The organism is Pseudomonas sp. URMO17WK12:I6, from assembly GCF_003253625.1.
Taxonomy (GTDB): Bacteria; Pseudomonadota; Gammaproteobacteria; order Pseudomonadales; family Pseudomonadaceae; genus Aquipseudomonas.
The window spans coordinates 74,788-95,661 of sequence record NZ_QKYZ01000013.1 but is presented as its reverse complement, the minus strand read 5'-3'; the positions used below and the strand labels follow the sequence as shown (position 1 = coordinate 95,661).

Genomic DNA, 20,874 nt, shown 5'->3' with positions numbered 1-20,874 from the left:
CAAGGCTTACTTGCGTTGAGGAACCATTTGATGCGCCCTTTTTTGTTGCTCTTTGTACTGTTTCCGGTGTTGGAGCTGTTCGTATTCGTCAAGGTCAGCGCAGCGATCGGGTTTTTCCCGGCCCTGCTGCTGATCATTCTCGGCTCGATGCTCGGCGTGTTCGTGCTGCGTATCGCCGGTCTGGCTACTGCGCTGCGCGCTCGTGAAAGCCTGAGCCGCGGCGAGTTGCCGGCCCAGACCATGCTCGAAGGCCTGATGCTGGCCCTGGCGGGTGGTCTGTTGATTCTGCCGGGCTTCGTCACCGACGTGCTGGGTCTGATTATGTTGCTGCCGATCTCTCGTCGACTGCTGGCCAATAAAATGCGCCAGCGCGCCGAGGAACAAGCGATGCGCCAGCGTGCGTTTGCCGATGACCTTCAGCCGCGGGGCGGTCCTGCTCCACGTCAGCCGTTGGGCCGTGAGCCTAACGTGATCGAAGGCGAGTTCGAACACCGCGACTCCAAGTAACATGTCCATCGACACGGCACCTTTGGGTGCCGTGTTCATTTTCAGGGTATCGACGTAAAAATTTCGCTCTCGGCCCTTGAAATAGGCTCGCGCGCCCTTATGTAACGGTCACCGCAAGGTTTCTGGCAATTGCGCCAGACAGACTTCCGCGGTTCGCTCGACGAACCGCACCCGGCGCCGCCGGATTTGTTAAACCCGCCGGGACTACACCGGCCGATGAAAACCACAATTAGGAGAGATCGACAATGAAGCTTCGTCCTCTGCATGACCGCGTCGTTATCCGTCGCAGCGAAGAAGAAAAGAAAACCGCTGGCGGTATCGTCCTGCCAGGTTCGGCTGCTGAGAAGCCAAACCAGGGTGAAGTCCTAGCTGTAGGCCCAGGCAAAGTGCTGGACAACGGCGAAGTGCGTGCACTGTCCGTGAAAGTGGGTGACAAGGTGGTGTTCGGCCCGTACTCCGGCAGCAACACTGTGAAAGTCGATGGCGAAGACCTGGTGATCATGGCTGAGAACGAGATTCTCGCTGTTGTCGAAGGCTGATTCCCCGCTCATTTTCCCGCTACTACAAAGTATTTAAGGAATATCGATCATGGCTGCTAAAGAAGTTAAATTCGGCGACTCCGCCCGCAAGAAAATGCTCACCGGTGTCAACGTTCTGGCTGACGCAGTAAAAGCGACCCTGGGCCCGAAAGGCCGTAACGTGATCATCGAGAAGAGCTTCGGCGCTCCGACCATCACCAAGGACGGCGTTTCCGTAGCCAAAGAAATCGAACTCGAAGACCGCTTCGAAAACATGGGCGCGCAGCTGGTCAAAGACGTTGCCTCCCGTGCCAACGATGACGCAGGCGACGGTACCACCACCGCTACCGTTCTGGCTCAGTCGATCGTCAACGAAGGCCTGAAAGCCGTCGCTGCCGGCATGAACCCGATGGACCTGAAGCGCGGTATCGACAAAGCGACCATCGCGATCGTCAAGGAACTGAAAGCCCTGTCCAAGCCTTGCGCTGACACCAAGGCAATCGCTCAGGTAGGTACCATCTCGGCCAACTCCGACAACTCCATCGGCGACATCATTGCCGAAGCCATGGAAAAAGTCGGTAAAGAAGGCGTGATCACCGTTGAAGAAGGCTCGGGCCTGGAAAACGAACTGTCGGTTGTTGAAGGCATGCAGTTCGACCGTGGCTACCTGTCCCCGTACTTCGTCAACAAGCCAGAGACCATGACTGCCGAGCTGGACGGTCCGCTGATCCTGCTGGTCGACAAAAAGATCTCGAACATCCGCGAAATGCTGCCAGTACTGGAAGCCGTTGCCAAAGCCGGCCGTCCACTGCTGATCGTGGCCGAAGACGTTGAAGGAGAAGCCCTGGCGACTCTGGTTGTGAACAACATGCGTGGCATCGTTAAAGTCGCAGCCGTCAAGGCTCCAGGCTTCGGCGACCGTCGCAAGGCCATGCTGCAGGATATCGCTGTTCTGACCGGCGGTACCGTGATCTCCGAAGAGATCGGTCTGAGCCTGGAAAGCACTACCCTGGAACACCTGGGTAATGCCAAGCGCGTGATCCTGTCCAAAGAAAACACCACCGTGATCGACGGCGCCGGCGTTGAGGCTGATATCCAGGCTCGCGTGACCCAGATCCGTCAGCAAGTGGCCGACACTTCGTCCGACTACGACCGTGAAAAACTGCAAGAGCGCCTGGCCAAACTGTCCGGCGGCGTTGCAGTGATCAAGGTCGGCGCTGGTTCCGAAGTTGAAATGAAAGAGAAGAAAGCCCGCGTTGAAGACGCCCTGCACGCTACCCGTGCAGCCGTTGAAGAAGGCGTGGTACCTGGCGGCGGCGTGGCACTGATCCGTGCCCTGCAAGCCATCAGCGAACTGAAAGGCGACAACGCCGATCAGGACGTCGGTATCGCTGTTCTGCGTCGTGCGGTTGAAGCGCCACTGCGTCAGATCGTTGCCAACTCCGGCGACGAGCCAAGCGTGGTTGTCGACAAGGTCAAGCAAGGCGCGGGTAACTTCGGTTACAACGCTGCCACCAGCGAATACGGCGACATGATCGAAATGGGCATCCTGGACCCAACCAAGGTGACCCGTTCGGCTCTGCAAGCTGCATCCTCGATTGGCGGTCTGATCCTGACCACCGAGGCCGCTGTTGCCGAAGCACCGAAGAAAGACGGTGCAGCTGGCGGTGGTATGCCAGACATGGGCGGTATGGGTGGCATGGGCGGCATGATGTAAGCCAGCCTTACCCCTATAAAAAAGCCCCGCCTGCGTCGAGCAGGCGGGGCTTTTTATTGCCTTCATTTTGGTAGGTCCGCAGATCGCGTCGCGGCCATCCATCGCGGGCAAGCCACGATCCCACAGTGGATTGCGTAAACCTGTGGGAGCAGGGCTTGCCCGCAATGGCGTCGGTTCAGGCGCTGACCGGTTTTGCCTCGTTCGCCTGTTCAGTCTTGGAGGCCGGCCGGTACAGGATGTTGTAGTACGCACCCAGACAAAACAGCCAGCAGAAAATCGCCGTCCACACGTTGTGCGAGAAGAAGTGCGCGCCCTGCATCATCCGGCCGATGGAAAACACCGAGCCCAACGTGAAAGCGAAGATAAACGCATAGCGTGCCAGCCGTGGGCGTCGGTCACGCAACACAAAGAACAACGCAAACAGGGTGAAGCCGGTCGCCGCATGACCACCGGGCCAGCAGCGGCCTGGCTTGTCGGTATGCGGGCGAGGACTCAGCAGTTCGCTGTAGGTTTCGTGTCCGCCGAATTGTTCCAGGCTCCATGGGCATTGCACCGCCGTTGCCGCTTTGAGCGGAGTGACAAAGGAGGTTGACAGCGCCAGAGACAACACCAGGCAACCCATTTCACGTTTGAACGGTTTGAGCCTTTCAATGAAAAAGGAACTGACAAAGCCGAGGATAGAGAACACCGAAAAGGCAATGACCACTTGCTTGGCCCGGTCATGCAGGATGTTTTCCAGGAAATAACTGTGGCGCCCGATGAACGCACCGGCGACCGGATCATAGAACAGCTTGGCAAGGTCCATGTCCAGGGACGTCAACTCGAGCAGCATCAGGGTGATCGCCGCAATGGCGGGCACTCCCAGGCACAGCCAGAAATTGAGCGGGCGGGAGACGGGACGGACAGCGGTTGATGACATGGTGGATCCTGATGAATGGAAAAACCCCGGGGCATCAGCCCGGGGCCATTCGATTAACGTTCGCTGACTTGGCGGATGCCCTCCGTGGGCGCTTTCCAGCCGAGCAGCTGTTGCTTGAAGCCATGACTGGCAGTTTGGTAGTAAGTGATTGCGCGGGTGATCAACGGATCACCTGTGGTTGCCTGTGATTCGCGACTGTCGGTCAGTGCATCGTCGTGGCGACGCAGACCCTCACGCGGGCTCAGGATCGCTAAATCCTTGCCGTCGAACAAGCCCAGATGTTGATAGTTGCCCACCACCACTCGCGGCGGCAGTGGATTGTCCTGCAACAGGTTGCGACCGAAGAACGTCGACTGGTAATCCAGGTTCAGCAGCCCGAGCAACGTTGGAGCAAGGTCGATCTGACTGGCCAGCTGTGCGGTTTCCCGAGCGTCGATCAGCTTCGGTGCATAGATGAACAGCGGAATCTGATAGTTGCTGATCGGCAAGTCTTCTTTGCCGGCGCTGCCAGCCGTGTGATCGGCAACGAAGACGAAGATTGTATTATCGAACCAGGGTTTTTTGCGCGCCTGATCGAGGAACTGACCAATGGCGAAGTCGGTGTACTTCACCGCACCGTCGCGTCCGTTACCGGATTTGATATCGATACGGTTATCCGGGTAGGTGTAGGGGCGATGGTTGGAGGTGGTCATCAGTTGCAGTAGAAACGGCTGTTGCCTGGCGTAGTCGGCATCGGCCAGTTTCAGGGTCTGGTTATAGAGGTCTTCGTCAGCCATTCCCCAGGCGTTCTTGAAGTGAATCTCTGATTCATCGACGCTGCTCTGGTCGACGACGCGATAGCCGTTGCCGCTGAAGAACGCGTTCATGTTGTCGAAGTAACCGCGCCCGCCATACACGAATACGCTGTCGTAACCCACGGCGCCAAGTTGCTGGCCGAGGCTGGCGAAACCGCTTTCACGACCCACGCGCTTGACGATCGAGCGCCCCGGCGTCGGTGGAATGGCCAGGGTGATGGCCTCCAGGCCACGATCAGTGCGGGTGCCGGTGGCGTAGAAATTATTGAAGTACAGGCTTTGTTTGCGCAAGGCATCGAGGTTTGGTGTCAGGTTGCGATCGTCGCCATTGCTGCCCATGTACTTGGCACTGAAGCTTTCGATGGTGACCAGCACGATGTTGGGTTTTCGTTCGGTGCCGGGATTATCGATCATCCGGCGGATGTCCTGCGGATCCTCGCCGATGAAGCGAGCGTTGGGCTCGGTCAGTTCAGCGCGAATCTGTTGCGCGACGACGGAGGTCGGCAGGGTGCTGTAGAACTGCGGGTAATCCAGTTCGTTATTGCGAAAGGCGGCGAAGAACTGGTACGGGCCATTGCTCGCCAGTTCGTTCTGATAGGCATTGCCGCCCTGAGCGCGCGGCGCATCCTGGCTGAGCAGTTGCGCGCTCAGGCCCGCGACGATCAGCAGGCCGAGCGCATTCAGCAGACGCCCGCGCATGGCAGGCAATGGTGCGTCCAGCGCAGCGTTGAAGGATTTGCGCAGCGCAAGGCTCAGGACCACGGCCAGCACCGCGAGCAGGCTCAGCAGCTTGCCGATCGGGTACGACTCCAGCAGGTTATTCAGCACTTCGTCGGAGTAGACCAGGTAATCGACGGCGATAAAGTTGAAACGCACACCGAACTCATCCCAGAACAGCCATTCGGCCACCGACGTGAACAGCATGGCAAACAGGCTGACGGTCAGCAGGCCCTGAAGGAACCAGCGATGGCCATGGCGGCGCCACAAGGCCGGCGGGCATAGCAGCAGATAGAGGCCCATGGGCAGCGCCGCGTAGGCAATGAAACCCAGGTCATAAAGCAGGCCGATGCCAAACACGGACAGGAGCCCGCTGCCTGCCTCATCCAGGTGAGTGAGGAGGAGAACGCTTCGGGTCAGGAGAAAAATGACCAGCCAGGAACCGGTTACCAGTAGCAGAAAGCGCATTGGCGCCGTCTTCAAACAATCCATTATCTACATTCCCTATATCAATCGCGCGAAAGTTTCTCTTGAACGCTGTAGTCGGGTTGTGAACCGACAGTGAAAAACTTGTTAGCACCATTATTTGGTTGAGCGCATCGATTCTACGACCGGCCGCCCTAGCCCTGAGTCACACTAGGCCTTAAGCTGCGCGGGCCAAGACGGCCGTTACTGTATACGGAGGAGGTGCCGATGCGAATTCTATTGGTTGAAGACAACCGCGATATCCTGGCCAACCTGGCCGATTATCTGGGGCTCAAAGGTTACACCGTGGATTGCGCGCAGGACGGTTTATCTGGCTTGCACCTGGCGGCCACCGAGCATTACGACTTGATCGTACTCGATATCATGCTGCCCGGTATCGATGGCTACACCCTGTGCAAACGCCTGCGCGAAGACGCCCGCCGTGATACGCCGGTGATCATGCTCACTGCGCGCGATCAACTGGACGACCGTCTGCAAGGCTTCAAATCCGGCGCCGACGATTACTTGATCAAACCCTTTGCCCTGTCAGAACTGGCGGCGCGCATCGAGGCGGTCATGCGCCGTGCCCAGGGTGGCGGTCGCCGTGCCTTGCAGGTCGGCGATCTGAGCTACGACCTCGATACCCTGGAGGTGACGCGCGAAGGCCGTCTGCTGAAACTCAACCCGGTGGGCCTGAAGTTGCTGGCGGTGTTGATGCAGAAAAGCCCGCACGTGCTGCGCCGGGAAATTCTCGAAGAGGCCCTGTGGGGTGACGACTGCCCGGACAGCGACAGCCTGCGCAGCCACGTCCATCAATTGCGCCAGGTGATCGACAAGCCGTTCGCCAAACCCCTGCTGCACACGGTGCACGGCGTCGGTTATCGCTTGGCCGAGGGCCGTGATGGAGTTTAAGCAGAGCCTTTCGCAACGGATCATCATCGCCTTTGCGTTGATGAGCGCATTGGTCGCGGGAGCCTTCGCGATAGGCATCATCGCGACCGTGCACCTGGTGGAGGAGAAACTGATTTCGTCAGGTCTGGGTGGCGATTTGCAACGCCTGTTGCTGATGGACAGCGTGACGGACTGGAGCCACCGCCCCGAGCCGGACCAGTTGTTCTATTTCAGCGGCGGGCCGGGCGATTTTGAGTTACCCAAGGATTTGCGGCACCTGGACTCGGGTTTTCATGAAGTCTTTCGCGACCATCTGTCGTATCACGCCATGGTCGAAATCGTCGACGGACGGCGCTACGTGCTGTTGCAGGACCAGAGCGATTTCGAAGAGCGTGAACGGGTGCTGTTTGCCGTAGTGCTGGTGGGGTTCGTACTGAGCCTGGCGCTGGCGGTATTTCTGGGCTGGGTGCTGGCGCGCAAGGTGATGGCGCCGGTGGTGCGACTGGCCCGCCAGGTGCGCCATCGCGATCAGCTGTTGGGTCTGGCACCGCCACTGGCGCCGGATTATGCCGCCGATGAAGTGGGCGAGCTGGCCGTGGCCTTCGACGCCACCCTCGGGCGCTTGCGTCAGGCGTTGACCCGTGAGCGATTGTTCACCAGTGACGTCAGCCACGAACTGCGCACGCCATTGATGGTGTTGGCCAGTTCCTGTGAATTGTTGCTGGAAAACCCCGGCATCGATCAGCGCGGGCGTGCCCAGGTCGAGCGGATCGCCCGGGCTTGCGCAGAGATGCGCGAGTTGGTGCAGACCTTCCTCATGCTGGCCCGCGCTCAGCATGAAGACGCCAGCATGGGCCCCCAGCAGAGCCTCAGTCAGGTGGCCGACGGGTTGCTTTGCCAATGGCGCGAACCGATCGAAGCCAAGGGCCTGACGTTGAACGTCGAGTTGGGCAACCCGCCGGACACTCGCTATAACGCGACGCTTCTGCACGCGGTGATGGGCAACCTGTTGCGTAATGCGCTGCATTACACCGAGCATGGGTTTATCCGCTTGGCCCTGACGGATACGGGGTTCGTGGTCGAGGATAGTGGTGTGGGCATTCCGGAAGAAAAACGCGAGGCGATGTTCGAGCCTTTCGTGCGCGGCAGCGAAAAGCGTGGCGAGGGCTTGGGGCTGGGGCTGTCGCTGGTGCAACGGATCTGCGAGAACCAGGGCTGGAGTGTCAGCCTGACGAACATGGAGCCCAACGGTTGTCGCTTCCAGGTGGAGTTGAGTCAGAAAAAGCGGTGAATGGGTTGAAAAATAAATCGGCTCCGTAAAACCCTGAAATGATTCCGGGTTTACCTGACGAAATTTTCACCAAGGCATGACCTGACGCTGACACCCCGCAACTTAAGGTGGTTGTCATCAGAAGCTCAGGAGATTGCAGTCATGGCTGGCCCGATAAAGCTCGGCTTCTCCGAAAAATACGACGATCAACCCGCACAGAAAAATGTGCGCAAGCACCAGGTGGGGCTCGGTCGCCGGCTGTCCCAATGGCGTGATGAACACCTGGCGCGAAAGGCCCTGGCGTTGGCCGGTGAACCTGGCCTGGTCCTCGATTTGCCCTGCGGTGCCGGGCGTTTCTGGCCGTTGCTCGCGGAAAAGCACAACCGTGTCATCATCGGGGCCGACAACTCGGTGTCCATGCTCAAGACTGCCATGCGCACGCAACCCGCCGACGTGGTCAAAAGGGTACAACCCTTGCACACGTCTGCATTCGACATTGCCTTGCCCGATAACGCGGTCGACAGCATTTTCTGCATGCGTCTGCTCCATCACATCGGTGAAGCCGAGCAACGACTGACCATCCTGCGTGAATTCGAGCGTGTCACCCGCGACAGCGTGATTGTTTCGTTGTGGGTAGACGGCAATTTCAAGGCCTGGAAACGCAAGCGCGCCGAGAGGCTGCGTGGGCAGGAAGGTTACCAGACTCGATTTGTGTTACCGGCTGCCACGATTGAAAAGGAGTTCGAGCAGGCGGGTTTCCATATTCAGGGGCAAATGGATTTTTTACCGCTCTATGCCATGTGGCGGGTCTATGTATTACGCAAGAGGTAACAGAATGGCAGTGCACTATGCAGCTGCGCCCCATGACCTGAAGCAAGGGCGTCGCCACTCGTCGTTCAGCGATACAGACGGGGAAAAACTCGTCTACTTTTATAACAAGGCGTTTGGCAGCGCTATCAAAGGCTTATCGCAATGAAACTCGAAATTGCACGAGGTTTGTTTTTAGCCGGAGCCTTGGCAGTTGCTTCTTTGGCGGTGGCTGCCTGGGAGCAGCCCCGCACGCAGGTCCTCAGTTCCGTGCACGGCGACGCACATTGTCCGTTGCCCCGGGTAGCCAAAGCACCCGTGGCCACTCAACCCGATCATGACTTGTTACTGTTCATGTTCGGACTTTCTCAGGGACTGAGGCCACAGAGTTGAACAGATTGAAGCCCAAATAAAAGGCCTCGCAGTTGCGAGGCCTTTTGCTTTTTGACGTTAAGGTTTATCGGGTTTGGCCAGCAATGTGTAAATGCATGGCAGCACGAACAAGGTGAACAGCGTCCCGATCGACATCCCCGTTGCGATCACCGTGCCGATGTCGAACCGGCTGACGGCTCCCGCGCCCGTGGCGATGATCAACGGCACCATGCCGAACACCATTGCCGCCGTGGTCATCAATACCGGGCGCAGGCGAATGGCCGCCGCTTCCTCTACCGCTTCGCGAGGTGTCAGGCCTTTCTCCTTGCGTAACTGGTTGGCGAACTCGACGATCAGGATCCCGTGCTTGCTGATCAGTCCGATCAACGTCACCAGCCCCACCTGGGTATAGATGTTCATACTCGACCAGCCGAGGAAGAGCGGGATCAATGCGCCACAGATCGACAGCGGCACAGTCACCAGAATCACCAGCGGATCACGGAAGCTTTCGAACTGGGCCGCCAGCACCAGGAAGATGATCGCCAAGGCCAGGGCGAAGGTGACCCACAGCGCGCTGCCTTCCTGAACGTATTGCCGTGAAACACCGGCATAGTCGACGGCGTAACCCGTCGGTGCCTCTTCCCGGGCGATCTGGCGCACGGTGTCGATGGCTTCACCCATGCTGACCAGCGGGACCCCGGAAAGAATCGCCGAGTTGAGTTGCTGGAACTGGTTCAACTGACGCGGCCGCGCGCGGTCGGTCACGGTGATCAGGGTCGACAGGGGCAGCAGTTCGCCCTTGGTGTTCCTGACGTAATAATGGTTCAGCCAGTCAGGGTTATCGCGGTAGGGCCGTTCCACCTGAGCGATGACCTTGTAGCTGCGACCTTCGATGGTGAACCGGTTGATCTCCGCCTCGCCCAGCATCGTTGCAAGAGTACCGCCCAGGTCCTGCATGGACACACCCATCTGCGCAGCCTTGGCGCGATCGATATCCACCACCACTTCGGGCTTGTCGAAGGCCAGGTCGACGTCGACAAAAGCAAACTTGCCGGATTCCATCGCTCTTTTTTTCACTCGGTCCATCACCTGCAACAGCGCCTCGTAGCTGTTAGCCGAGTTGATCACGAATTGAAACGGCAAGCCCTCGCCGGTGCCTGGCAGGGACGGCAGGTTGAAGCCGAATATTTGCAGCCCGGGAATGCTTTCCAGTTTGCTCTGGACCAGCGGCAGGATCTGCATCTGGGTCCGGTGGCGTTCATTCCAGGGTTTGAGCAGGAAGCCGCCGATCCCCGATTGCACGCCGTTGAAGCCGTTGATCTGGAACGAGGAGTAGTACTCGGGAAACTCCTTGAAAATGGCGACGAACTCGTCGGTGTAGGCGTTCATGTAGTCGAGGTTGGCTGGTTGCGGGGCGTTGGCCATCATGAAGATCACGCCCTGGTCTTCGTCCGGCGCCAGTTCCGACTTGGTGAACTTGAGCAGTACCGGGATCAGGCACAGCACGATCACCGCGAACACCAGCACTACCGGACGGGTGTTGAGAGTGCCGTGAAGCACACGCTGGTAGCGGCGCTTGAGGCCTTCGAAGATCACGTCCAGGCGATGGGCCAGGCCGCTGGGGTTTTCATCGTGGCGCAGCAGCATGGCGCACATCATCGGCGACAGCGTCAGGGCGACGACACCGGAAATCACCACCGCCCCGGCCAGGGTCAGGGCAAACTCCTTGAACAACGCCCCCGTCAGGCCGGTCAGGAAGCCGATCGGCGCATAGACCGCCGCCAGGGTGATGGTCATCGACACCACCGGCATGGCGATCTCCCGTGCGCCCTCGATGGCCGCATCCAACGGTGTCTTGCCTTCTTCGATGTGCCGGTGGATGTTTTCCACCACCACGATGGCGTCGTCCACCACCAGCCCGATGGCCAAGACCATCGCCAGCAAGGTCAGCAGGTTGATCGAGTAGCCCATCATCTGCATGAAGAACATCACGCCGATCATCGACAGCGGAATGGTCACCACCGGGATCACCACCGAACGCAGGGCGCCGAGGAACAGGAACACCACCACAATCACGATCAGCACCGCTTCGAACAGGGTTTTCAACACCTCGTCGATGGAGGCCTGGATGAACAGCGTGGCGTCGTAGGCGATTTCGCCCTTGAGGTTCGGCGGCAGCTGGGCTTCCAGGTCCGGCATGATCTTGCGCACTTCCTTGATCACGTCCAGCGGGTTGGCGCCGGGTGTGGCCTTGATGCCGATGTACACCGAAGGTGTGCCGCCGAAGGAGCTGATGGTGTTGTAGTTCTCCGCGCCCATCTCGACCCGCGCCACGTCTCGCAACAGCACACGACTGTCACCGTCGACCTTGAGCGGAATTGCGCCAAAGGCCTCGGCGGACTTGAGTTCGGTGTTGGCGTTGATGCTGGTGACCACGTACTCGCCTTTCACTTCGCCGGCGGCGGAGAGGAAGTTGTACTGGCGCACGGCGTTGGTCACATCGCTGGCGCTCAGGCCGAAACCGGCGAGCTTCACCGGGTCCAGCCACAGGCGCATGGCGAACACCTGGTTGCCGAGAATCTCGGCTTCGGCCATGCCCGGCAGGGTCGCCAGTTTCGGCTGGATAACCCGGGACAGGTAGTCGGTGATCTGCGGGTTACTCAGCTCGTTGCTGAAGAAACTGATGTACATCAGCGCCGAGGCGCCGGTGGCTTCCTTGCTCAGCACCGGGTCTTCGGCATCCTGGGGCAGCTGGTTCTTGACCTCGTTGGCCTTGGCCAGCAGTTCGGTGAACAGGCGGTCGGTGTTGGAGCCGATACGCGCGTAGATCGAGATCACCGAGAAGTTCTGGCGACTGACCGAGGTCATGTAGTCGATGCCCTCGGCGCTGGCCAGGCTGTGCTGCATCGGTTGGGTGATATAGCCCTGGATGGTCTCGGCGTTGGCTCCGGGATAAGCGGTGGTCACCGTGATCAGGGCGTTTTCCATTTGCGGGTATTGGCGCAGTGGTAACTTGCTCCAGGCCTGGAAGCCCAGCAGCACTATCAACAGGCTGACCACGGTGGCGAGCACCGGGCGGCGGATGAACGGATCGGTAAAAGCCATGGGGATTCCTTGATCAGTCAGCGCGCGGCTGACTGTTCTTCTCAGCCAGGGTCTTGTCGTCGCTGATGGCAACGTGCACGCCGTGGTCCAGTTTGAGCTGACCAGCCGTGACCACTTTTTCGCCGTTCTGCACGCCTTTGGTGATCATGACCATCCCGTCGCGGCGTTCGCCGGTTTCGACGAAACGTCGTTCGGCGATCAGAACCGGTTCGCCCTTGTCGTCTTTTTCGAGGCTGCCGTCTTCGGCCTTTTTCTGCGCGACGACATACAGCGAGTTGCCATAAAGGGTGTAGCTGATCGCGCTTTCCGGCACCACGATGTGCGGCTGCGGGTCGGGCAACAACACCTGCAGGCTGGCAAACATCCCCGGCAGGAGTTTGCCATCGGGGTTGGCCAGGGTCGCGCGCACCAGCACGTTGCGGGTGCTGCTTTCTACCTTCGGGTTGATGGCGCTGACGGTGCCGGGGAAAGTCTCCGTCGGGTAGGCCGAGATAATGACCTGTACCGATTGGCCGAGGGTGATCTTCGGCACGTCCTGCTCGGGTACAAAGAAGTCGACGTAGAGGCTGCTGAGGTCTTGCAGGGTGGCGATCATCGTGCCGCTGGCTACGTAGTCGCCGACGTCTACCCGACGAATACCGATGGTCCCGCTGAACGGTGCGAGGATACGTTTTCTTTCCAGCGCCGCCTTGAGCTGATTGACCGTGGCCCGGCTCTTTTGCAATACCGCCGAGAGTCGGTCGAACTCACCTTTGGAAATAGCCTGGCTGCCTACCAGTTGGCTGCCGCGACCGTAATCCAGTTGCGCCAGTCCCAGGTCGGCCTGGGCGGTTGCCAGCAGGGCGGTTTCCACGGCGCTGTCGAGTTGCAGCAGCGGCTGACCGACCTTGACCTTCTGTCCTGACTCGAACTGAACTTCCTTGACGGTGCCGTCGACCTCCAGGCTCAGATCGACCCCTTGCAGCGCCGTAAGGGTGCCGACCGTTGGCAAACGGCTTTGCCACGGACGTTCGGTGGCGGTGGCCACGGCGACGCTGATCGGTGGTTTCGGCACAGAGAAGCCCTTCATCATCGTATAGATGGAGAAGGCTTTGTAACCGGCCAGGACCAGCACGATTAGCAGGACAACACCCAACATGATCAGCATGCGGCGACGCAGCATATTTCCATTTCCTTGGAGAAAATCAGGTGAGACAGGCGAAAACATTACTCCCACTGCGAAGGGGATTCCAACTGTAGCAGCTGGCGCAGCCTGCGTTCGGCTGCGAAGCAGTCGTAATCCAGACACCGCGGTTCGTCTGATATAACTCGGTGTCTGATTTCACGACTGCTGCGCAGCCGGACGCAGGCTGCGCCAGCTGCTACAGGTTGCGTGTTCAGATCAGGTGAAGGTGGTTGTCCCAGAGCCCCGCAGGCAATTCCAGAGGTTTTGCAACAAGGTTTGTCTGGCGGCAATCGTAGAACCGGCAACGGCCTTGCCCGGAGGTCACGACAAAACCATCGGCCACGGCCCCGACCCCGGCGCAATCGGGAAGCGGTGCATCCAGGCGTACTTCACCGCTGTCCAGGTCCCAGATAAAAAAGCGGTTGCCCCGCGGCGCGGTCAGGGCGACCAGGCGCAGTTCGCTGTGTACGGCAACGCTGGCGGTGTAATGCCCCATGGCCTGTAACTGATGCTCAGGCACCGGGAAGGCCACGAACGGTTGACCGGGACGCTTGATTGCCAGCAGCTCCGAAGACTCGTGAGCATCGCCCATGAACTGCTGACCGGCGACGATGGTGCCGTCACTGGCGATACCCAAGTGCCGCACGCTGTTCATCTGCTGGGCCAGTGTTTCCTTGCTCAGCAGCGTGCCGTCGCGTTGCATCAGCACAAGGCTCGGCTCCATGGCATTGAGGTTCATCTCGACCCGGCTTTCGGCCTCGGTGCGAATGCCGCCGTTGGCCACCACCAGCGTCTCGCCATCGGGCATCCACGACACCTGATGCGGGCCGACGCCGTGGGTGGAAATTTCGCCGCTGTGCACCAGTCGCTCACCTTCGAACTTATACACACCAAGCAGGCCACGGCCCGGATCGGAGGTGTCGTTCTCGGTGGCGTACAACCAGTCACCGCTCTGGTGAATCACCGCGTGACCGTAGAAGTGCCGGTTCGGCTGCGACACCACGGTTTGCAATAGCGTGCCGTTGCGCAGGTCGATCAGGTAGCTCTCGGTGCCCGGACGCCGAGCGACGAATAGCGCAATCGGCAGTGTCGGGTGGTTGATGATGTCATGGCAGCGCTGACCGACCTGGGTGGCAAACACCCGGGTGCCGTCCAGTCGATAACCGACGGCATAGTGCTTGCCGTCACCGTCGTCCCGCGCCGAGAGCAGCAGCGGGCTTTTGTCCTTTTGCTTGAACAGCGTCCAGCCGCCCAGTGTCACCGCACCCAGCAGCAAACTCCCTAACGTCAGAGCCTGGCGTCGCAGCATGGCACTTGCCCTCATCAGTCACCGTCGTTGGCGTTGAAGCCCAGTTGGATGCCCAGCGCCTTGGCCAGTTCGCCTTCGTGCAAGCGGTGGACAACGTTGAGGCTGTCATAGATGTCGTTCAGCTGCTGGCGACCGGCATCGTCGGTGAGCATGTCGGTCAGCGAGCGCTGGTTGCCGGCAAGCAGTTTCAGGGACGCTGCGTAGGCCGCGTCGATCTTGTCGGCCAACGGTTTTTGCTCGCTCGGCAACAGACCGCGCAGGCCTTTGTTGTCGACACCCACCCAGACGGTTTGCGCAGCGCTCAGGCTTGCTTCCATGCCTTTGAGCGACGATTGGCTGCGCCAGGCATCGGCCTGGAATGGCTGTGGCGTACCCTTGCTCTGACGGCCCATCGGCGTGCCGAGTTTTTTCTTCAGGGTGTCCAGTGCAGTCACTTGCACACGCAGCAGATCGGCGATCGCTTCGTGTGAGTCGGCGTAGCGCTGGTTGGGGAATTTGCTCATCTGCGCGAGCATGCCGTCGTTGGTGTTCCAGCGCGACAGGATCTCTTCGGCCAGTTGCTTCTGACGCTCGCCAATGGCAGTCAGCAGCGGGCAGTATTTGGCTTTCTGAGCGCTGTCGGCCATGTCGATCTTGCTGTCGAACAGGATGTATTCATAAGCCGAGAGGCCTTGCACCACGACGCTGGACTTGGCCAGGGCGGCAGCATCGATCTGCGGCTGCGCAGTGACCAGTTGCTCGACTTGACGGCCGACGAGGTTTTTCTTGTCCGGCCAGAACTGCACCTGCCACGAACGGTTGCCTTCGGCCAGCGGCCCGATCAGCAGCGGTTGCAACTCGGCCCAGGCTTTTTGCGCGTGCAGGAAGTCGGCGCGAGCGGTGTCCAGGGTTTCCTTGCCTTGGCAGAACGCCAAGGCGCTGACCGCCAATTGCCGGTCGGCTTCCACCCAACGACTGTAGCTCGGCAGGATCACTTGCTTGGCGATGGCCGCCGAGGTGACCGCTTGCGGATCCTGGGGCGAACAGGCGCCCAGGGCGAGGGCGGCAAGGCTGGTGAACAACAATTTGGGACGGAACATGTCGGGCTCCCGCTGAAGGAATACGTATTAAAGGGAATTCAAAAACGCCAGCAACGCCGCGCGCTGCTCGGCGTTGAAAGACAAAACCTGTTGTTGCGCCGCTTTTGCCTCGCCGCCATGCCAGAGCACGGCTTCGAGCAGGTTGCGGGCGCGGCCGTCGTGCAAAAACTGGGTGTGTCCGCTGACCGTCTGCGTCAGGCCGATGCCCCACAACGGCGGCGTACGCCAGTCGCGGCCACTGGCCTGGAACTCGGTGCGGTTGTCGGCCAGACCGTCGCCCATGTCGTGCAGCAGCAGATCGCTGTAAGGGCGAATCACTTGATTGGCCAATTCAGGTTCCGCGGCGTTGGCGGCGGTGGTGTATTGAGGGGTGTGACAGGACTGGCATCCGGCCTGGAAAAACAGATTCTTGCCGGCCAGCACCTCAGGTGCGCCAACATCGCGACGGGCCGGCACGGCGAGGTTACGGCTGTAGAACAGCACCAGACGCAAAATGTTGTCGCTGACTTCCGGCTCGCCATCGGGACCATTGCCGTTGGGCGCCTGTTTGCAAGCAGTTTGGGCGTCGGTGCAGTCATCAATGGGTTTCAGGCTGGTCGTGAGGCCCATATCACCAGAGAACGCATGAACATTCTGCTGATTGAGGTTCGGTTGCCCGGCTTTCCAGCCAAATCGTCCGAGAACAGTCTTCTGCTGCGCGTCGTCCCAGACCCGGTTCGGCCGCCCGGCGATGCCGTTTTTCTCCCGGGCCTGGGCTTCGGCGTTGGCCAGGATGGCCTCGTCGGGAATCGCTTCAAGCAAGCCCAGGCCAATCATCGGCGGTGCGATGCGCGCCGAGAAACGTGTGTCCGGGTGCATCGGGCCGTAGCCGAGTTGGGTCATCTGCAAGATTGGTTTACGCAACTCGATTTCGCTGCCGTCCTTGAAGCGTACCGGGACCGGCGTGTAATCGACACGCACCTTGCCTTCCGGGGCGACGCCGGGCACCGCCATGTCCTGGAACTGGCCGCCGTAGACCGGCTCCGGCACCACGCCCAGTTGTTCGATGACCTTGGCGTAGGCGGGGGCATTGGGGATCGACAGGCGTACCAGCATCGACACCGCATTCGGCGCATCGGGCGTTGGCGGATGACCGCGCCCGTCCTTGATGTGGCAGTTCTGGCAGGCGTTGGTATTGAACAACGGGCCGAGGCCATCGCGGGCGGTGGTGGTCGACGGCGCGATCACCCAGGGGCTGCGAAAGAAGCTGTTGCCGACGCTGAAGTCGACGCGTCGTGACGGCGGCAGATTGGCGGAGGGCAAGGAGAACGCGTTCTTATCGGTCTTGCGCACTGTCGCGCTGCCACCGGACCGGGCTTCACCGGGTTCGGCCTGGGTAAAACGCGGGGCGTCATCGCAGGCACTCAGGCCCAGGGCCAGCAACAGTGCAGACAAGCGAAGAGGCAGCGTGGGCATCGGACATCCTGCAAGACGAGCAAAACAAGGGCGCAAAGTCTAACAGGGCAGGGGAGTTTGAATAAGAGGAATTATCGTTTGGTTGATGTGAGGCAGGGTTTGATGTCAGACCGCGTCGCCCCCATCGCGGGCAAGCCATCAGCATCACCCAAAAGACAGGCATGAAAAAGGCGACCCGAAGGTCGCCTTTCTATTCGCTCAGCCAGCGTTGATCAGAACTCGTGATCAGCGTTGTCCGGGTTCAGGTCGCTGATGCCCAGTTTGCCGGCGGCAGCTTCGATCGAACCGGTCTGCTTGACCAGAGAGGCAATGGCGTCGCGCACGATCTGATTGCCAGCGGTGTTGCCGGCAGCGATCAGTTGGTCGTAGTGCTCACCCTTGTTGGCGTGATCGACCATGATCTGGATCTTGGCTTCGGTCGCAGCCAAGTCGGCTTTCAGCGCGGCATCGGCAGCCGGGTCGGCCTTGGCCACCAGGGACGACAGGCTGGCGCCGGTCATTTTGGTGCCGTCAACACGGGTGTATTCGCCCAGGTACACGTTACGAATGCCTTTGGCATCGTAGAAGTGCGAGTTGTGGGTGTTGTCGCTGAAGCAATCCTGTTCGTCTTCCGGGGAGTTGGCTTCCAGGGAAACCTTCATGCGCTCGCCCGCCAGTTCGCCCAAGGACAGGCTGCCCATGCCGAACAGCATTTTGCGCAGACCGGATTCAGCCGGTTCCGCTTCCAGGGTGGCGCGGTAGTTGTCGGCCACGTTCGGCTTCCAGTTACCGACCATTTCTTCCAGGTCGTTGACCAGCAGTTGGGTCACGGATTTCAGGTAAGCGCGACGACGATCATTGTGACCGCCGGTAGCGCCTTTGCCTTCCAGGTAGTCGGAGGCTGGGCGGTTGCCGGCGCCAGGGCCGGTGCCGTTCAAGTCCTGGCCCCAGAGCAGGAATTCGATGGCGTGGTAGCCGGTGGCGACGTTGGCCTCGGAACCGCCCAGCTCGTTCAGGCTGGCGAGTTTTTCCGGGGTGATGTCTTTCACGTCGACCTTGTCTTCGCCAATCTGAATCTGGGTGTTGGCGATGATGTTGGCGGTGGCGCCCGGGTTACCCAGTGCGTGTTCGTAGGATTTGTCGACGTAGTCGATCAGGCCTTCGTCCAGTGGCCAGGAGTTCACCTGGCCTTCCCAGTCGTCGATGATGGTGTTACCGAAGCGGAACACTTCGCTCTGCAGGTAAGGCACGCGGGCCGCGACCCAGGCAGCCCGGGCGGCTTTGAGGGTGTCGGCGTCCGGCTTGGCGAGGAACGCGTCGACGGCGGTTTGCAGGGTTTTCGCGGTGGATTCGGCATCGCTGTAAACGGCAAAGACCATGTCGGCGTAATGCGCAACCACAGCCTTGGCGGCGGCTTCATCGACTTTAGCGGTGGTAGCAGGCGCAGCTGTGCTGGCGGCCGGGGTCGGCGCTTGTTGAGCGGCAGCCTTGTCTTTGCCTTCGCCGCAACCGGCGAGGGAAATAGCGATGGCCAGCAGACTGGCGGTGGCCAGAGGCATACGAATCATGGCGAACATCCTGCTTCGGTGATGGAGTGGGCGCGCACGGGCGGCGCGCAAAAGTGCCACATAATGCAAATCTTTCGCATTATCTGTAAAGGGTTACGCCTGCAAATATTTCTTATTCACGCAGATCAAAAGATCGCCGTTGTTTCAGAGGATGGCCGCGTTACTGCGCTGGGCCTGCTTGAGGTAGACGCTCAATTCCCGCGCCGGCAGCGGTTTGCTGTAGTGATAGCCCTGACCTTCGTGGCAGCCTTCGGAGATGATGTAGGCCTCTTGCTCGGCGGTTTCCACGCCTTCGGCAATCACCTGCATGCCCAGGCTTTTGCCCAGCTGGATGATGGCCCGGACGATGGTCGCATCGTCGTCGTCATCGAGCAGGTCCTGGACGAAGCTCTTGTCGATCTTGATCTTGTCCAGCGGCAGGCTTTTCAGGTAACTCAATGACGAATAACCGGTGCCGAAGTCGTCGATGGCGATCAGCGCGCCGGAGCGACGCAGGCTCAGCAAGTGCTGGGCGGCGGTGCTGATGTCTTCCATCAGGCCGGTTTCGGTGACTTCCAGCTCCAGGCTGCGTGGTGGCAGGCGGTAGATCTGCAGCAGGTTATTGACCACCCGCGGCAACTCGGCGTGGTGCAATTGCACAGTGGACAGGTTCACCGCCATGCGCAGGTCGACGAAGCCCTGATCGTGCCACTCGCGCAGTTGTTTGCAGGCCTGGTCCAGCACCCATTCGCCAATGGCAATGATGGTGCCGTTCTGCTCGGCCAGCGGGATGAACAGGTCCGGCGGCACCAGCCCATGCTCGGGATGCTGCCAGCGAATCAACGCCTCGACACCTACCACGCGATGATCGCGGTAGCTGATCTGCGGCTGGTAGACGAGGTAGAACTGGTCGCGGATCAAGGCGTCACGCAGATCTTTTTCCAGCTCGCGACGCCGACGCATTTCCGTGTCGACGCTGGCGATATAGAACTGATAGCGGTTGCGCGAGCGCGTCTTGGCCAGGGTCATGGTCTGCTCGGCTTTTTGCAGCAGCTTCTCGGTGCTGTCACCGTCCTCGGGGAACAGGGTGATGCCGATGGTGGCGCGCAGGCGGATTTCCTGATGATCGAGGGCGAACGCCGCTTCCAGATCATCGAGAATGCTTTGGGCCAGTTCGGCGGCTTCGTAGGGTTGTTCGATGTCGGCCTGGACCAGCGCGAACTGGTCGCCACCCAAGCGGGCGAGGGCGCCGAGGCGGCCGCTGTGAGCCCGCAGGCGATCGGCCAGGGCCAGCAGCAACTGGTCGCCGGTCTGGTAGCTGAACTGTTCGTTGACGCCTTTGAAGTCATCGAGCCCGACACACAACACCGCGACCCGACGCTGCAATTTGCCGGCGTCGACAAGGATCTTGTCCAGCTGTTGCTGCAATTGCTGGCGGTTCGGCAGACCGGTGAGAAAATCGTACTGGGCCATGCGTAACAGGCTGTTTTCTGCTTCGTGGCGCAGGTGAGTGTTGCGCTCGATGGATTCGAGCAGCTGGTTGGCGGTATTGATCCAGATCCCCAGCTCGTTTCTTTCATGACCCTTGAGCTGTGGGATCTTGTGGGCGCTGGGCCGGTCCGGGTTGATTTCAGTCAGATGTTCGATGATCCGCGACAATGGTTTGGTCAGCAGCCAGTGGTAAACCAGATACAACACCAGGCTCATGGCCAGGGCGCGCAAGACGCCAGAGATGAAGATGATCACCGAACTGACGATGAAGCTCTGGCCGTAGGTGGCGGTGTCGAGGGTAATGCTCAGGTCGCCGTAGTACTCGCTGTAGGGGCCGCGACCCACCAGTTGGGTGGTGAACGTGCGTTCCTGGCCGAGGATCAGGTCAGTCAGCCAGCGGCTGTGGGACTGCTGAAGCTCGCGGGATTTTTGCGCGAGCATGGCTTCGTGGGGGTGGCCGATGGAGGCCATGCGCACGGCGTCATCCTGGAACAGGCCTTCGATCACCTGCATGCCCATTTCCCGATCCAGGCTGTAGACCGCCTGGGTGGAGGGATCGCGGAACATGTCGAGGATGCGCTGGGCATCGTTGGCAACCGCCTGACGTGTTTTATAGGCATCGAAAACAATCTGTGCGCAGCTCAAGACCACGCCGACGATCAATGCCGACAGGAGCACGACCCGGAGTAACTTCACCGACAAGCTGTTCTTGAGTTCCAGCTTCAAAGGGTTATTCCTTGTTCCGTGCGGGTAGCGTCAAGTTGCCA

At 60.0% G+C, this 20,874-nt stretch carries 16 protein-coding genes; 7 read left to right on the top strand and 9 right to left on the bottom strand.

The window, feature by feature from the left end; genetic code table 11:
• Positions 1–30 precede the first annotated feature (30 nt).
• The 3 genes from F475_RS22075 (at position 31) to groL (ending at position 2,742) form a co-directional block, all read left to right on the top strand.
• Positions 31–507: an FxsA family protein gene (locus F475_RS22075; RefSeq protein WP_018926589.1), complete on the top strand. Its 477-nt coding sequence runs from the start codon at positions 31–33 to the stop codon at positions 505–507.
• 245 nt (positions 508–752) lie between these two features.
• Positions 753–1,046 (top strand): co-chaperone GroES, encoded by a 294-nt coding sequence (locus tag F475_RS22070; protein ID WP_018926588.1) that lies wholly within the window; start codon positions 753–755, stop codon positions 1,044–1,046.
• Positions 1,047–1,095: 49 nt separating this feature from the next.
• The gene (gene groL / locus F475_RS22065) at positions 1,096–2,742 is read left to right on the top strand and encodes a chaperonin GroEL (RefSeq protein ID WP_018926587.1); all 1,647 of its coding nucleotides are present in this window, start codon (positions 1,096–1,098) and stop codon (positions 2,740–2,742) included.
• Positions 2,743–2,917: 175 nt separating this feature from the next.
• Here groL and F475_RS22060 read toward each other — a convergent pair whose 3' ends face one another.
• The gene (locus F475_RS22060; protein ID WP_064616318.1) at positions 2,918–3,661 is read right to left on the bottom strand and encodes a phosphatase PAP2 family protein; all 744 of its coding nucleotides are present in this window, start codon (positions 3,659–3,661) and stop codon (positions 2,918–2,920) included.
• A 53-nt stretch (positions 3,662–3,714) separates the two neighbouring features.
• Positions 3,715–5,664 (bottom strand): LTA synthase family protein, encoded by a 1,950-nt coding sequence (locus F475_RS22055; protein ID WP_111454722.1) that lies wholly within the window; start codon positions 5,662–5,664, stop codon positions 3,715–3,717.
• 201 nt (positions 5,665–5,865) lie between these two features.
• Between F475_RS22055 and colR the strand changes: the two genes are divergently transcribed.
• The 4 genes from colR to F475_RS22035 all read left to right on the top strand — a co-directional run bounded on the left by colR (position 5,866) and on the right by F475_RS22035 (position 8,998).
• A complete protein-coding gene (gene colR, locus F475_RS22050; protein ID WP_007938890.1) occupies positions 5,866–6,549 on the top strand; it encodes a two-component system response regulator ColR in 684 nt (227 codons plus the stop codon).
• Positions 6,539–7,819 carry a HAMP domain-containing sensor histidine kinase gene (locus F475_RS22045; RefSeq protein WP_064616320.1) on the top strand — a complete coding sequence of 427 codons (1,281 nt, stop codon included), beginning with the start codon at positions 6,539–6,541 and terminating at the stop codon, positions 7,817–7,819. Before colR ends, F475_RS22045 begins: the two co-directional genes overlap by 11 nt.
• A gap of 141 nt (positions 7,820–7,960) precedes the next feature.
• The gene (locus F475_RS22040; RefSeq protein WP_018926583.1) at positions 7,961–8,629 is read left to right on the top strand and encodes a class I SAM-dependent methyltransferase; all 669 of its coding nucleotides are present in this window, start codon (positions 7,961–7,963) and stop codon (positions 8,627–8,629) included.
• Positions 8,630–8,770: 141 nt separating this feature from the next.
• Positions 8,771–8,998 (top strand): hypothetical protein, encoded by a 228-nt coding sequence (locus F475_RS22035; protein ID WP_026331876.1) that lies wholly within the window; start codon positions 8,771–8,773, stop codon positions 8,996–8,998.
• A gap of 57 nt (positions 8,999–9,055) precedes the next feature.
• Here F475_RS22035 and F475_RS22030 read toward each other — a convergent pair whose 3' ends face one another.
• From F475_RS22030 to F475_RS22000, 7 genes are all read right to left on the bottom strand, one after another.
• A complete protein-coding gene (locus F475_RS22030) occupies positions 9,056–12,082 on the bottom strand; it encodes a multidrug efflux RND transporter permease subunit (protein WP_018926581.1) in 3,027 nt (1,008 codons plus the stop codon).
• Between the two features lie 13 nt (positions 12,083–12,095).
• Positions 12,096–13,244, bottom strand: a complete 1,149-nt coding sequence (locus tag F475_RS22025) for an efflux RND transporter periplasmic adaptor subunit (RefSeq protein ID WP_111454721.1) — start codon at positions 13,242–13,244, stop codon at positions 12,096–12,098.
• A gap of 214 nt (positions 13,245–13,458) precedes the next feature.
• Positions 13,459–14,556, bottom strand: coding sequence for a DUF1513 domain-containing protein (locus F475_RS22020; protein WP_111454720.1), 1,098 nt, complete (start codon positions 14,554–14,556; stop codon positions 13,459–13,461).
• A gap of 14 nt (positions 14,557–14,570) precedes the next feature.
• Entirely contained in the window at positions 14,571–15,635 is a 1,065-nt protein-coding gene (locus F475_RS22015) for an imelysin family protein (protein ID WP_018926578.1), read from the bottom strand.
• Positions 15,636–15,662: 27 nt separating this feature from the next.
• Positions 15,663–17,090, bottom strand: a complete 1,428-nt coding sequence (locus F475_RS22010) for a di-heme oxidoredictase family protein (RefSeq protein WP_111454719.1) — start codon at positions 17,088–17,090, stop codon at positions 15,663–15,665.
• Positions 17,091–17,302: 212 nt separating this feature from the next.
• Positions 17,303–18,637, bottom strand: coding sequence for an imelysin family protein (locus tag F475_RS22005; RefSeq protein WP_018926576.1), 1,335 nt, complete (start codon positions 18,635–18,637; stop codon positions 17,303–17,305).
• A 144-nt stretch (positions 18,638–18,781) separates the two neighbouring features.
• Positions 18,782–20,833 (bottom strand): bifunctional diguanylate cyclase/phosphodiesterase, encoded by a 2,052-nt coding sequence (locus F475_RS22000; protein WP_111454718.1) that lies wholly within the window; start codon positions 20,831–20,833, stop codon positions 18,782–18,784.
• Between the last annotated feature and the right edge of the window lie 41 nt (positions 20,834–20,874).